At 61.7% G+C, this 14,214-nt stretch carries 13 protein-coding genes; 1 reads left to right on the top strand and 12 read right to left on the bottom strand.

Translation table 11 applies throughout. The features are described from left to right. The 7 genes from KUV45_RS09835 to kdgD form a co-directional block, all read right to left on the bottom strand. Positions 1–617: aldehyde dehydrogenase family protein (locus KUV45_RS09835; RefSeq protein ID WP_222162877.1), on the bottom strand; the 617-nt coding region annotated here is incomplete at its 3' end. A gap of 68 nt (positions 618–685) precedes the next feature. After that, positions 686–2,011: an enolase C-terminal domain-like protein gene (locus KUV45_RS09830; protein WP_222162876.1), complete on the bottom strand. Its 1,326-nt coding sequence runs from the start codon at positions 2,009–2,011 to the stop codon at positions 686–688. Positions 2,012–2,056: 45 nt separating this feature from the next. Beyond that, positions 2,057–3,649, bottom strand: a complete 1,593-nt coding sequence (gene garD / locus KUV45_RS09825; protein ID WP_222162875.1) for a galactarate dehydratase — start codon at positions 3,647–3,649, stop codon at positions 2,057–2,059. After that, on the bottom strand, positions 3,639–5,186 hold the full coding sequence (locus KUV45_RS09820) for a tripartite tricarboxylate transporter permease (protein WP_206940895.1): 1,548 nt from the start codon (positions 5,184–5,186) through the stop codon (positions 3,639–3,641). Before KUV45_RS09820 ends, garD begins: the two co-directional genes overlap by 11 nt. 14 nt (positions 5,187–5,200) lie before the next feature. After that, on the bottom strand, positions 5,201–5,635 hold the full coding sequence (locus tag KUV45_RS09815; RefSeq protein ID WP_222162874.1) for a tripartite tricarboxylate transporter TctB family protein: 435 nt from the start codon (positions 5,633–5,635) through the stop codon (positions 5,201–5,203). A gap of 101 nt (positions 5,636–5,736) precedes the next feature. Continuing rightward, a complete protein-coding gene (locus tag KUV45_RS09810; protein WP_222162873.1) occupies positions 5,737–6,792 on the bottom strand; it encodes an ABC transporter substrate-binding protein in 1,056 nt (351 codons plus the stop codon). Between the two features lie 84 nt (positions 6,793–6,876). Continuing rightward, positions 6,877–7,794: a 5-dehydro-4-deoxyglucarate dehydratase gene (gene kdgD, locus KUV45_RS09805; RefSeq protein WP_206940901.1), complete on the bottom strand. Its 918-nt coding sequence runs from the start codon at positions 7,792–7,794 to the stop codon at positions 6,877–6,879. A 252-nt stretch (positions 7,795–8,046) separates the two neighbouring features. Between kdgD and KUV45_RS09800 the strand changes: the two genes are divergently transcribed. Then, the gene (locus KUV45_RS09800; protein WP_222162872.1) at positions 8,047–9,009 is read left to right on the top strand and encodes an AEC family transporter; all 963 of its coding nucleotides are present in this window, start codon (positions 8,047–8,049) and stop codon (positions 9,007–9,009) included. A gap of 24 nt (positions 9,010–9,033) precedes the next feature. Here the strand turns inward: KUV45_RS09800 and KUV45_RS09795 are convergent, their stop codons facing one another. From KUV45_RS09795 to KUV45_RS09775, 5 genes are all read right to left on the bottom strand, one after another. Then, the gene (locus KUV45_RS09795) at positions 9,034–9,348 is read right to left on the bottom strand and encodes an antibiotic biosynthesis monooxygenase (RefSeq protein ID WP_222162871.1); all 315 of its coding nucleotides are present in this window, start codon (positions 9,346–9,348) and stop codon (positions 9,034–9,036) included. A gap of 57 nt (positions 9,349–9,405) precedes the next feature. After that, the gene (gene sixA, locus KUV45_RS09790) at positions 9,406–9,891 is read right to left on the bottom strand and encodes a phosphohistidine phosphatase SixA (RefSeq protein WP_222162870.1); all 486 of its coding nucleotides are present in this window, start codon (positions 9,889–9,891) and stop codon (positions 9,406–9,408) included. Then, on the bottom strand, positions 9,884–10,951 hold the full coding sequence (locus KUV45_RS09785) for an NAD(P)H-dependent glycerol-3-phosphate dehydrogenase (protein WP_222162869.1): 1,068 nt from the start codon (positions 10,949–10,951) through the stop codon (positions 9,884–9,886). Before KUV45_RS09785 ends, sixA begins: the two co-directional genes overlap by 8 nt. Positions 10,952–11,137: 186 nt before the next feature. After that, complete coding sequence (locus KUV45_RS09780; protein WP_206940911.1) at positions 11,138–12,580, bottom strand: NAD(P)(+) transhydrogenase (Re/Si-specific) subunit beta; 1,443 nt, start codon at positions 12,578–12,580, stop codon at positions 11,138–11,140. Between the two features lie 16 nt (positions 12,581–12,596). Next, positions 12,597–14,168: a Re/Si-specific NAD(P)(+) transhydrogenase subunit alpha gene (locus KUV45_RS09775; RefSeq protein ID WP_222162868.1), complete on the bottom strand. Its 1,572-nt coding sequence runs from the start codon at positions 14,166–14,168 to the stop codon at positions 12,597–12,599. Between the last annotated feature and the right edge of the window lie 46 nt (positions 14,169–14,214).

Here is a 14,214-nt window from a genome sequence, read left to right as displayed (position 1 = left end):
CGGGCCACCGCCTTTTGCACCGCGCGACCGACCAGCTCGGAGGTGCCGGGGTGGGCCGAGTGGGCCTTGACGATGACCGGGCAGCCAGCGGCCAGGGCCGAGGCGGTATCACCACCGGCTACCGAGAAGGCCAGCGGGAAGTTGGAGGCGCCGAATACTGCCACCGGCCCCAGCGGGATCTGGCGTTGACGTAGGTCAACCCGAGGCAGCGGCTGACGCTCGGGCAGGGCCGGATCATGGCGCACGTCCAGCCATTCGCCGGCACGCACGACGGAGGCAAACAGCCTGAGCTGGCCGCAGGTGCGTCCGCGCTCGCCGTTCAGGCGCGCCTGGGGCAGGCCGGATTCCTGCATGGCGCGTTCGATCAGGATATCGCCGAGGGCCTCGATTTCATCGGCGACGGTCTCGAGGAAGGTCGCACGGGCCTCGAGGCTGGTCTCGCGATAGCGATCGAAGGCGGCCCAGGCCAGCTCGCAGGCCTGGTCGACTTCGGCCTTAGAGCCGGCGGCGTAGCCGGGCTCCAGGGTCTCACCGGTGGCCGGATTGATGGCATGGATGGCCTTGCCGCTGGCCGCCACGGCCTGGCGGCCAATGAGTTGCTTGCCTTGCAGAGTCATGAAAAGGTCTCCTGTGATGGGTCGCGTGCGCGCTGACAGCGGACTATCAGCGCGCTATCAACGCACTATCAGCGGACTAAGGCCGGGCGCTTGGGATCAAACTCCCAGCCGTCGATCAGATACTGCATGGCCATGGCATCGTTACGGCTGGTGACATCCAGACGCTGGTACTTTTGGTGGGCTTCCATCAGCTTGTCATCATCAATCTCGACGCCAAGGCCTGGGGTGGTCGGGACCTTCAGCTTGCCGCCCTCGATCTTGAACGGTTCTCTGGTGATACGCTGCCCGTCCTGCCAGATCCAGTGTGTATCAATGGCCGTGATGTTGCCGGGGCACGCCGCCGCAACGTGGGTCATCATGGCCAGCGAGACATCGAAATGGTTGTTGCTGTGGGAGCCCCAGGTCATGCCCCACTCATGGCACAGCTCACCCACCGCTACCGCTCCCTGCATGGTCCAGAAGTGGCAGTCCGCCAGCGGAATGTCGACCGCGTTAAGCTGCACCGCCAGCTTCAATTGGCGATAGTCGGTGGCGATCATGTTGGTCGCGGTGGCAAGGCCGGTACGACGCTTGAACTCGGCCATGGTCTCGCGCCCGGAGTAGCTGCCTTCCTGACCGCAGGGGTCTTCAGCATAGCTCAGGATATCCTTGATCGGCTCAAGCACGCGTACCGCCTCCTCCAGCGACCAGGCGCCGTTGGGGTCCAGGGTCAGACGTGCGTCAGGGAAGGCCTCGTGCAGGGCTCGGATGCAGTCGGCCTCTTCTTCGCCGCGCAGCACCCCGCCCTTCAGCTTGAAGTCCTTGAAGCCGTAGCGGTCGTATGCCGCCTTGGCCAGATTCGCCACCGCCTCAGGGGTCATCGCCTTCTGGTAGCGCACCTCATCCCAGGCGTCTACCGGGTCAGCCACCTTGGGATAGGGCAAGTCGGTCTTGTCCGGATCCCCCAGCAGGAACAGATAGCCCAGTGCCTCGACCTCATCACGCTGGCGTCCGTACTGGCCCAGCAGATCCGCGACCGGCATCCCGAGCGCCTGACCGAACAGGTCATAGAGCGCCGACTCGATGGCGGTGATCACGTGCACTGCCACCCGCAGGTCGAAGGTCTGACGACCGCGCTCTTCCGGGCCATTGCGAGACAGCACCTGGCGAGCCTGGCTCAGTACCTGCTTGACCTCATTGACTCGGGCCCCTTCCACCAGGGAGCGACACTGCTCGAGCCCCTTGAGGATACCGTCGCTGGAGGGAATCTCCCCCACCCCGCGATTGCCTGAGGCGTCTTCCAGCACCAGCACGCAGCGAATGAACCAGGGCGCATGTCCGCCGCTCAGGTTCAGCAAAAAACCGTCTTCACCGGCAACCGGCACGATGTTCATCTTGGTGATCTTGGGGAACATGAATACATGGCCTCTTGGTCGTTCGAATCGAAAAGGATGAAGCGCTCAGGTCACCGGCGCAGGGTTGAACAGCACCAGGTCGTTGTAGAGTCCCAGGCGGTCAGCGGCGACCTGGTGGCGTCCGCTGGCGACCTCGAGGATCAACTCGAACAGCTCCCAGCCGATGTCCTCGATGCTGGCCTCGCCGGTGGCAATGCGCCCGGCATCCAGGTCAATCAGGTCGTGCCAGCGCCGTCCCAGCGTGGAGTTGGTGGACACCTTGATCACCGGCGTCATCGCCAGGTTGTAGGGCGTTCCACGCCCGGTGGTGAACACCTGAAGATTCATGCCTGCCGCCGCCTGCAGGGTGCCGCAGATAAAATCGCTGGCGGGAGTGGCGGCAAACGTCAGGCCGCGCTTGCGCAGTCGCTCGCCAGGGCCGATGACGTCCACAATGGGGGAGTTGCCGGACTTGATCACCGATCCCAGCGCCTTCTCGACGATGTTACTGAGCCCACCTTTCTTGTTGCCCGGTGATGGGTTGGCGCTGCGGTCTGCCTGGCCTTGGGCGAGATAGTCGTCGTACCACGCCATCTGGTCGATCAGCGCCTGGCCAACCTGGCGATCGACGGCTCTCGGCGTCAACAGGTGGATGGCATCACGCACCTCGGTCACTTCGGAGAACATCACACTACCGCCGGCCCTTACGATCAGGTCCGTGGCAAAGCCTACCGCCGGATTGGCGGTCACCCCGGAAAACGCATCACTGCCGCCACACTGCATGCCCACCGTCAGCTCGGACACCGGGCAGGTTTCGCGACGACGCCGGTTCAGGCGTTCAAGGTGACGCTCGGCCATTTCCATGATGCCTTCGACCATCTCGCCGAAGCCCTCGAAGGACTCGTGCTGCAGGCTAAGCACGTTGGCATCGTCGTTGGTCTCGTCGTGCGTCAAGGCATCGGCGCTGCGCTCGAAGATCTTGACCGGCGCATCGTCGATCAGGGTCGAGGGCTGGAGCTTCTCGCAGCCCAGGCCGATGACCATCACCTCGCCACCAAAATTGGGGTTGCGCGCCAGGTTCTTGAGCGTGCGAATCGGCACTATCGCGGCAGGCGCGCCGATGGCAACGCCACAGCCGTAGCTGTGGTTAAGCCCGACCACTTCATCGACATGGGGAAAGCGCGGCAACAGTTCGCGCTTGATCCTGGCCACCACGTGATCCACCGTTCCCGCCACGCACTGCACGCTGGTGGTGATTCCCAGCACATTGCGTGTGCCGACGCTGCCATCGGGATTGCGAAACCCCTCGAAGGTATAGCCTTCCAGAGGCTCCACGGGGGGCGCTTCACGGGTCGCCAGCGGCAGTTCATCAAGGGTTGGCGGGATCGGCAGGCGGACGTTGTTCTCGTTGACATGGCCACCACGAGCAATGGCGGACAGCGCCGTGCCGATGACCTCGTTGTAGCGAATGATCCGCTCGCCCTCGCCGATGTCGGTCAGCGCCACCTTGTGGCCTTGGGGGATATCCACCCCCAACACCACTCCGTCGTCCAGTCGCGTACCGGCAGGCAAGCCGCCCTGGCCGACCACAATCGCCACGTTATCGCTAGGATGGACGCGGATGACACGGCTTTGATTCACTTGGTTGTTAGCCGTCATGGCGATCTCCTTGCTGGGTGCTGCCGGTGACCTGGCTCAGTTCCATCTTCTGGCGCGCACGACTCTTGAGTCCGAGCACGATGGAGAAGCCAATCGACGCCGCGATCAATAGCCACAGCACGACCGCAATGGGGCTCTTGGTAAAGAAGATGGAGTAGGTGCCGAAGGACTCGAGGCTCTTGACGAAGTAGACCTCGGCGGAGCTACCCAGGATAAAGCCGATGATCAGCGGCGCGACCTCCAGTCCAATCTTCTCGATCAGATAGCCAAAGATGCCGAAGATCAGCAGCGTCCAGACATCGAACATGATGCCGTAGTTGATCGCGTAAGCGCCCACCACACACATCATCACGATAATGGGATACAGGATGTACTTGGGCACCAGTACCACCCTGGCGATGTACTTGATGGCGTAGAACATCAGGAAAAACATGACGACGTTGGCAAACACCAGCGCGATCATCATCACCGTCCAGGTATCCTGGTTTTCAGGAATGAACAGCGGCCCGACCTGGATCCCCTGAAGGGTGAAGGCACCAATCAGCACCGCCGTAGTAGAGTCACCGGGAATCCCCAGGGACAAAAGCGGTATCAGTGCGCCACCGGTGAGTGCATTGTTGGCCGACTCCGAGGCAATCAACCCTTGGGGCGCCCCCTTGCCCATCTCGCTCGAATCCCGAGACAGGTTCTTTTCCTGGGTGTAGGCCAGTACCGAAGCAGCGCTGCCGCCGACTCCCGGCAGCATGCCAACGAAGGTGCCGATAAACGAGGAGCGTGTCAGGTTGGTAAGGCGCCCCTTGAACAGCCCAAGGGAAAAACCACCGCCTTTACCCATGTCGAGCTTGGCGCCGGACAGGCCGCTTTTCACGCCCTTTTCCGCTTCCAGCAGGATCGTCGAGATACCAAAGATCCCGATCAATACCGGCAGCAGCGAGAAGCCATCCACCAGGTAGGGCTCAAGAGCATCAAACATCAAGCGGGTCTTTCCGTTGCCGCCATCAGACAGGCTGTAGGTGCCGATCAGACTGAGCCAGATACCGATAACGCCGCTGAAGATGCCAATCAGCATGTTGCTCGACATCGACGCAATCACCGTCAGCGCCAGCAAGATAATCAGAAACTTCTCGACATAGGAGAACTTGATCGAGAATTCCGCCAGCAGCGGGGCAAAGAAGAACAGCACCATCGCACTGATCAGCCCCCCCACCAGGGAAGACACCACGCAGACGCGCAACGCCATTTCCCCCAGCCCCTTCTGGGCCATGGGATAACCATCGAACGTCGTGGTGATGGAGGACGGCGTTCCCGGAATATTGAGCAGCACGGCAGGTACCATGCCGCCGGAAATGCCGCCGACATAGAGACCAAGCAACAGCGCCAGGCCGTGCTCCAGTCCGAGGGCATAGGTCAGCGGCAGGCACACCGCCACCGCCATGGTCGCGGTCATGCCGGGTATGGCGCCGAAGATGATACCAATCAGCGTGCCGATCGATGCCAGCAAGAAAAAGGTGATATCGAGGTAGGACAGGATTTCCATGGGTCAACGCTCCCCTACGGCAAGGTGATGTAGAACAGCTTGGCGAAGATCAGCCAGGCCAGGGATGGCGCCACCACGGCATTGATGGCAGCGGTGATCACCTTGCGGCGGGTTCGGGTATGCATGTACATCATCGACATCAGAAACAGAAAGACGATGGACACGAACAAGAAGCCATAGCCAGTGTAGGGAAACAGGTTGCCCACCACTGACATCAGCGCGAAATAGCCGACAATCAGCACCAGCGTGCCGAAGAAACGAACTCCATCCATGGACTCGCCGATGATCGGCAGCGTCTTTTCTCCGCGCTTGACCGCGGCGAGAAAGGGCACAAGACGAAACACCACGACCAGGGCAAACAGCAGTGCCAGCGCCCAATGAATGATCGTGGGAAAAAACAGATGAGACGAGTCGAAGTCGATCGACACACTCAGCGGGGAGGTTTCCATAGCGGCTCCGTGAAGGCCTGTCGGGAGAGCCTTGCAAGATGAGGTGACAGTGAAGGCGCCGGCGACGGGTCGCCGCCGGCCCTCCTTGATCGGTCAGCGGATCACGGCTTGATGCTGTCGATGATCTCGGCGTAACGATCTGCCTTTTCGCGCAGGTGAGCCTGGGCTTCGTCGGACGGCATGAAGTCGGGGATAAAGAACGACTGCTTTTGGGTTTCCTGGATCTCGCCCTCGGCGTAGATCTCGGCCAGGGTGGCGTCGATCTGCTCGACGATTTCGGGATTCATGTCCTTGTTGTAAAGGAAGAAGAATTCCTTATCGAAGGCGAAGTTCCCGGCGTCGCCCATTGTCACCTCGACGTTGGGCTCGACAAACTGAAGCAGGGTCTCGCGATCGGTCTGACCCAGTCCCTCTTCATGGGCCTGCTGCAGCGTGTCGTGACGCGCCGTCAGCCAGACAAAGCGCATCGCCTTCTGGTCATCTTCTGGCAGGCGGGTGTACTGCTCGTTGGCCTGCACCGAGCCATTGATCAGGTCGGCCTGGTCATCAAATAAAAGCTGGTTCTTATCCGCCTGGGAACCGGTGTTCACCGCTACCAGGTTCTCCTCACTGCCGGGGTGCTCGATGCGAATCGCATTCTTCAGCGCGGTGTAGCCGATCTCCGAGACGCCACCCGGTTGAATGGCCACACGTACCGTCTCGCCGCTGCCTACCGCCTCGATGATGTCGTCCAGGCTTTGGTACGGCGAATCCTTCGGTACCAGGTAGGCGTTGCCGGGATTGATGGCGATGGTCGGCCCGATGATGTAGTTCTCGAACGGATCCTTGTAGCCCTCGACACCATACTGATTACCCAGATAGGCCTGATCGTGGAAGATCATCAGGGTATTGCCACGGGGGTCACGATCCAGGGCTCGATAGGCGGCGCTGACACCCACCGCATCAACCTTCATGTTCAGGTCCAGCGCCTCGGACAGCTGGTCGACCACGATGGCGGAATTCTGGTAGGTATCGCCCCCGGTGGAGCTCGAGCCGATGACCACGCGAATGTTGCCGCGCAGCGGACCGTCAGCGGCTAGTGCCACGCTGCTCGACAGGGCCATAGAGGCCGCCAGAGCGGTGGTGGCCAGGGTAATGGAGAGTCTTGGCATGCTCATGGAGTCACCTGATTGAAATGGTTGTGGGTGGCTTCGTGCTTGGCCCTGCAAGCAGGGCCGGGGGCGGATATTCCGCCAGGAGAATCAGAAGGAACGGGCGCGCTCGATCAGCTGTTCGAGCTGCTTGCGCTCGTCCGCCGTCGGCATCTCGAGCGGCGCACGCACAGAGCCGGACGAACGGCCGATCAGGTCGGTGCCGGCCTTGATCAGGCTGACCGCGTAGCCAGCCTTGTTGTCACGCAGGGCAACGAATGGCAGGAAGAACTCGCGGGAGATCTTGCGCACGGTGTCGGTATCACCGCCGCGCAGTGCCTTGTAGAAGGTCACCGCCATGTCCGGCACGAAGTTGAACACCGCACTGGAATAGGTATTCACCCCCATGGCCAGGTAAGACTCGGCGATGATCTCGGCAGTCGGCACTCCGCCCACGTAGGCCAGGCGTTCGCCGACGGTCTTGATCACCCGGTTGAGCGCCTGCATGTCGCCCTTGCCGTCCTTGAGCCCTACCAGATTGGGATGGGCATCGGCCAGACGCTTCACCGACTGAGGGTTCAGCACCCCATTGCCACGGTTGTAGTAGATCACGCTGATGCTGGTAGACGCACAAATCTGTCCGGCATACTCCACCAGGCCGTCCTGGGGACACTCGGTCAGGTAAGGAGGCATCAGCAGAATGCCGTCGGCTCCCTCTTCTTCTGCAATGCGGGCGAATTCACTCCCGGTCGCCACGCTGAGGCCTGCGCTGGCAATCACCGGCAGCTTGCCGTCAACCACTTCCACTGCCAGACGCACAATCTCACGAAACTCCTGGATCGAGAGATTGAAGAACTCTCCCGTGCCGCCAGCCACGAATACCGCCGAAATCTCATGGCTGATAAACCACTCAAGGCGCTGACGATAGCTGTCGGCATCAAAGCGGCCCTGGTCATCAAAATCGGTGACGGGAAATGACAGCAGACCATCGCTGATCGCCTGCTTGACCTGTGCATGGGTAAATTTCACCGGGACGTCCTCCTGTCTTCATGTCGTTGCGTCTTCGCAACACCTGTCGCATCACACTTCACATGGCGAGACGTGAGGGTCTCGACGCCCTCAAGTCATACATCATACAAAGTACAAGCTAGACACTTGCGTCCTGACTGACAAGAGGCGTTATGGTAGATTGAGACCAAAGTTCAAGGCGCGCACCCAGCTCCGTCGTGGGACATCTCATGGACGAATCAGCGCCTGACACGGAGGCTTTCAAGCGCACCCATGACCCTGCTCGACGTCTTTGTCTCGACGCTGAACATCAGCCTGCCGGTATTCGCCATGGTGTTTATCGGTATCGGCCTGAAGCGCCTGGGCTGGATCGACCAGTCCTTCGTCAACACCGCCTCTCGGCTGGTCTTCCGCGGCACCCTGCCGGTCATGCTGTTCCTCAGCCTGATTCATACCGACATCGCCCAGACCCTCAACCCCTGGATGCTGCTCTATTTCGGCCTGGCCACCTTGGCGAGCTTCATCCTCAGCTGGGGCTATGCCGCGCTCAAGGTCAAGCGCCATCGGCGTGGCGTCTACGTGCAAGGCGCCTTCCGCGGCAACTGCGGGGTAGTGGGGCTCGCGCTTGCCGCCGGCATGTACGGTGATGTCGGGCTGTCGTTGGGCAGCTTGCTGCTGAGCGTGGTGATCTTGAGCTACAACATCCTGTCGGTCGTGGTACTGGCTGCCTACCAGCTGGATGAGCATGGCGAGCGTCGGGCCATCGACTGGAAAAGCATCCTCCGCCACATCCTGACCAACCCACTGATCCTGGCCGTGGTGGCAGCATTACCGCTGGCGGCCCTGGGCATTCAATTGCCCGCCTGGCTCGAAACCAGCGGTGACTACTTTGCTTCCTTGACGCTGCCCCTGGCCCTGATCTGTATCGGCGCCACCATCTCGACCCGAGCGCTGAAAAACAGTTACCGCACCGCCGTCAGCGCGAGCCTGGCGAAGATGGTGGTGATTCCGCTCCTGGCAACCCTGGGGGCCATGGCGGCAGGGTTTCGCGGGCCAGAGCTCGGCGTGCTGTTTCTGTACTTCGCCAGCCCCACCGCCGCCGCCGCCTTCGTCATGGCCAAGGCCATGGGCGGCGACGAGACGCTGACCGCCAACATCATTGCCTTGACCACCCTGATGGCCAGCATCAGCGTGACGCTAGGCGTGTTTATCCTGCGGATCAATGGGCTGATCTAATTCAGAGGCTGGCCCGGGGCTGGCTTAGCGGCTGGCCTGCGTGCCCTCGACCACCTCGAACTGCTCGATGCCGCCACCCTCGCGGGTCGCTTCTGCGGGCAGCGGGTTGTCGTGGGCACGCTTGAAGTCATCGCTGCCGACCCAGGCACGAAAGGCGGCCTGGCTTTCCCACTCGGTTTCCACCACGTATGGCGCCTGGTTACCGAGTGGGCGCAGCACACGCATGGCAATGAAGCCTGGCTGCGCGTCGATCTCACCGGCTCGACGACGAAAGCGCTCTTCAAACTCCGCCTCGAAACCCTCGTTGACATAGATACGATTGTTGACGATAAAACTCATGGTCATTCCTGTGCCGAGAAAGTGAGCCGCCCAGGGCGGCAGACGTACGCAAGGACATCAGGCAAGCGAAGCCGGGTGGGTCATGGACACCAAGCGCGCGCAGCCCGCGGCATAGATATCCGCCTCCAGCTCCGCTATGGCGGCAGTGGCAAAGCCCACTCCGGCCTGCTCTCGACCCTCGACCAGCAGCCCCGTCAGACATGCCACCAGCGGCATATGGCTGACCAGCAGCAGCGGCGCCTCACCGGCGTTGAGGGTCAGCCAGTCCACCGCTGCCTCGGGCGGGTCATCCGGCGTGATGATCTCCAGGGTATCCATGCTGATGTTGCCCGGTAGCATCTCCATCACCAGCGCCGCCGTCTGCTGGGCGCGGACGAACGGGCTCGCCAGGATCCGCAGGTTCGCCACATCGATATCGCTGCGGTCAGCCAGCCAGCGACCCATGGCACGTGCTTCATCTTCTCCGCGCTCGGTCAGACGTCGCTCGTGATCAGGATAGCCAGGGGCGGCCTCACCGTGACGCATGATCAACAGCTCAGCCATGACGAGCCTCCGTGTCACGACGGTCCTGCTTGACGTCTTCCCGCGGAAGCACAAACTCGACGTCGCTGCTCTGCTCGTTGCGCATCAAGAGCTTGGCCATGTCTCTGGCCGGGACACCGCGGAACAACACCTGGTACAGGCCCTCCGCCAACGGCATGTAGACCCCTTCGGCATCGGCCTTGTCACGTACCAGCTTAACGGTATTGACGCCTTCGGCCACCTGGCCAAGGGATGCCACCGCATCGTCGAGGGACTGCCCCTTGCCCAGGGCAAAGCCAACGCGATAGTTGCGCGACAGCTCCGATGAACAGGTCACGATCAGGTCACCCACTCCAGCGAGTCCCAGGAACGTCATGGGATTAGCCCCCTGAGACACCGCGAAGCGGCTCATCTCGGCCAGCGCCCGGGTCATCAGCATGCTGCGGGTGTTTTCGCCCATGCCCAGCGCCGCGGCCATGCCGGCGGCGATGGCATAGATGTTTTTCAGCGCGCCGCCAAGCTCCACGCCATAGCGATCATTGCTGGCATAGACACGGAAGTAGTCGCAGCCAAGCACCGCTTGAACACGGGCACGGGTCTCGGCGTCGTGGCTGGCAATCACGGTGGCGGTCAGCTGTTTCTGAGCCACCTCCGATGCCAGATTGGGTCCAGACAGGACGCCTACATGGGTAAAGCCGGTCTCATCCTCGAGAATCTGGCTCATCAGCTTGAAGCCTTCTTCCTGGATGCCCTTGGTGGTGCTGACCAGGATCTGCTCCGGCGTCAGAAAGGTGCGAGCTTGTCTCACGACGTCGGCAAACGCCTTGGAAGGAATCGCTACCAGCACCAGGGAGGCCCCCTCCAGCACCCACTCAAGCTGCGTGGACGCCTCTACCCGAGGATTGATGGCATAGTCGGGCAAGTAGCGGGGATTGCGATGATCGCGGTTGATGCTGTCTACCAGCGAGGCATCCCTAAGCCACTGGCGCACCTGACAGCCGTTGTCGGCCGCGATACTGGCCAGCGCCGTGCCAAAACTGCCCCCTCCCAGCACCGCTACCCGGGTGTCCTTGTCGGTCATGCTCGCTCCGCAGTCGATGAGTCCACAAGGATTGTACCGAATAATAGACCCGCAGCGAGACGCATCATCCAGACCTTGCCTACCCCATACCGAAAAACGACAACGCCCCTTCAACAGGGGCGTCGGCGGGCCCCTCAAACAAAGAGGGGCGTCGGCGGGCCCCTTAAGCAGCAGGGGCCTCTCAGATCAATCGATCAACGGTACCAGCGAATCGATGCTGGCTCGTGCATCGCCGTAGAACATCCGCGTGTTTTCCTTGTAGAACAGCGGATTCTCGATACCGGAATAGCCGGTACCCTGGCCACGCTTGCACACGAACACCTGCTTGGCTTCCCACACCCTGAGTACCGGCATGCCGGCAATGGGGCTGTTGGGATCTTCCTGAGCCGCCGGGTTCACGATGTCGTTGGAGCCAATGATGATCACCACATCGGTAGAAGCGAAATCATCATTGATTTCGTCCATCTCCAGCACGATGTCGTAAGGCACCTTGGCCTCGGCCAGCAGCACGTTCATGTGGCCAGGCAGACGTCCGGCTACCGGGTGGATGCCAAAGCGCACTTCCTTGCCGGCAGCACGCAGCTTGCGCACCAACTCGCTGACGGCATTCTGCGCCTGGGCCACCGCCATGCCGTAGCCCGGCACGATGATGACGCTGTCGGCATCATTGAGGGCACTACCCACGCCGCCCGCATCAATGGCGATCTGCTCGCCCTCGATCTCCTGAGCCGGCCCCTGAGTGCCACCGAAGCCACCCAGAATGACGCTGACGAAGTTGCGGTTCATCGCCTTGCACATGATGTACGAGAGGATGGCACCGGAAGAGCCGACCAGGGCACCGGTAACGATCAGCAGATCATTGGACAGGGTGAAGCCGATGGCGGCCGCGGCCCAGCCCGAGTAGCTGTTGAGCATCGACACCACCACCGGCATGTCCGCACCGCCGATCCCGAGGATCAGGTGCCAGCCGATGAAGAACGCCAGGGCAGCGATCAGCAGCAGCGTCCAGAAGCCCGCACCATTGAGGTAGGCAATGGCCAGTACCAGCGAGAGTGCAGCAGCACCGGCGTTAAGCGCATGGCCGCCGGGATACTTCTTGGGCTTGCCGTCGATCTTGCCGGACAGCTTGCCAAAGGCGATCACCGAGCCGGTAAAGGTCACCGCACCGATAAACACCCCCAGCACCACCTCGACCTGGAGGAAGGTCAGCTCCGCCGCGGTCTTGTGGGCCAGGGTGGCAGCAAAGGCGGACAGACCGTCGAGGGACTCGCCTGCGGCCTTGAGATCCAGCACCCGGGCGCGCTCCATTTCGGCGTTCCAGCCGACGAACACCGCCGCCAGACCGACGAAGGAGTGAAGAGCCGCCACCAGCTGCGGCATCTGTGTCATCTCGACCCGCTTGGCCACCAGCGTGCCGACGACGGCACCGATGATCATCATCGGAATCATCAGCCAATAGTTGCCGATGTTCGGGCCCAGCATGACCGAAAACACGGCCAGCGCCATGCCGACGATGCCATACCACACCGCGCGCTTGGCCTTCTCCTGGTTGCTGAGTCCCCCCAGCGAAAGGATAAACAGCACACTCGCCGCGATCGCCGCGGCGGTTACGAATTGTTGTCCTAGCATTTCGTCTCTCCGCGGTTCAGGACTTCTGGAACATGGCCAGCATCCGGCGTGTCACCAGAAAGCCACCCACGACGTTGATGGAAGCGATCAATACCGAGATGGCTGCCAGCAAGGCGACCAGCCAGCTGCCGGATCCCACCTGAAGCACGGCGCCGAGAATGATGATCCCGGAGATCGCGTTGGTCACCGCCATCAGCGGCGTGTGTAGAGAATGACTGACGTTCCAGATCACCTGGAAACCGACGAAACACGACAGCGCGAAGACGATGAAGTGCTGCATGAAAGAGGCCGGTGCCACCAGACCCAGCAAGCCCATGATGACGCCGCCGACCACCAGCATGGTGACCTGGCTCTTGGTCTGCTTCATGAAGGCAGCGTGCTCAGCAGCCTTGCGCTCTTCCGGAGTCGGCTCCTTTTCCTTCGGCTTGGGCTTGGCCGCAGCAATCGCCTTGACCTTGGGCGGCGGCGGCGGAAAGGTGACCTCGCCCTGGTGGGTCACGGTGGCCCCACGGATGACATCATCTTCCATGTCATGAACGATCTGCCCGTCCTTCTCCGGGGTCAGGTCGGTCAGCATGTGGCGGATGTTGGTGGCATACAGCAGCGACGACTGGGTGGCCATGCGCGACGGGAAGTCGGTATAACCGACCACGATAACGCCGTTATCGGTGACAACGCGCTCGTCGGCCACGGTCAGGTCACAGTTGCCCCCCTTCTCGGCGGCCAGATCGACCACCACCGAGCCGGGCTTCATGGCCTTGACCATATCCTCGAGCCACAGCTTGGGCGCTGGGCGTCCAGGAATCAGGGCGGTGGTGATGACGATGTCCACCTCGGGTGCCTGCGCCCGGAACAGCTCCAGCTGCTTCTCGCGGAACTCGGGGCTCGAGGGGGCAGCGTAGCCACCGCTTTCGGAGCCATCCTGAGAGTCCTCGAAGTCGAGAAACAGGAATTCCGCGCCCATGGACTCGATCTGCTCGGACACTTCCGGACGGACGTCGAACGCGCGCACCACGGCACCCAGGCTGGTGGCGGTACCGATGGCAGCAAGACCCGCGACACCGGCACCGATGATCAGTACCTTGGCCGGCGGCACCTTGCCAGCGGCGGTCACCTGGCCGGTAAAGAAGCGGCCAAACTGATTGCCCGCCTCGATCACGGCGCGATAACCCGCGATGTTGGCCGTGGAAGACAGGGCATCCATCTTCTGGGCGCGGGAAATCCGCGGCACCATGTCCATGGCAATGACGCTGGCGCCCTTGTCCTTGCAGGTGTTCAGCATGTCTTCATTCTGGGCCGGCCAGAAGAAGCTGATCAGCGTCTGGCCAGAGCGCAGCAGATCGGATTCCTGCTGCTGTGGCTCCCTCACCTTGACGACCACATCGGCCTGCTCGAACACCGCCTCCATGCTGTCGACGATGGTGACGCCAGCCGCTTCATAGGCCGCATCATTGAATCCGGCCAGCTCACCCGCGCCTGTCTCGATCAGGCATTCGTGCCCCAGCTTCTGAATGTGTCCGGCGCTTTCGGGCGTCAGCGCTACCCGCGCCTCGCCCTTGTGCCGTTCCCTCGGTGCTCCAATCTTCACAATGGATCTCCCATGTGGCCAACGTTATAGCGATTGCTTGTTATGG

Origin of the sequence: Halomonas sp. DP3Y7-2 (assembly GCF_019800795.1) — a bacterium.
Lineage (GTDB): Bacteria > Pseudomonadota > Gammaproteobacteria > Pseudomonadales > Halomonadaceae > Halomonas > Halomonas litopenaei_A.
This window is presented reverse-complemented; position numbering and strand designations above follow the sequence as displayed.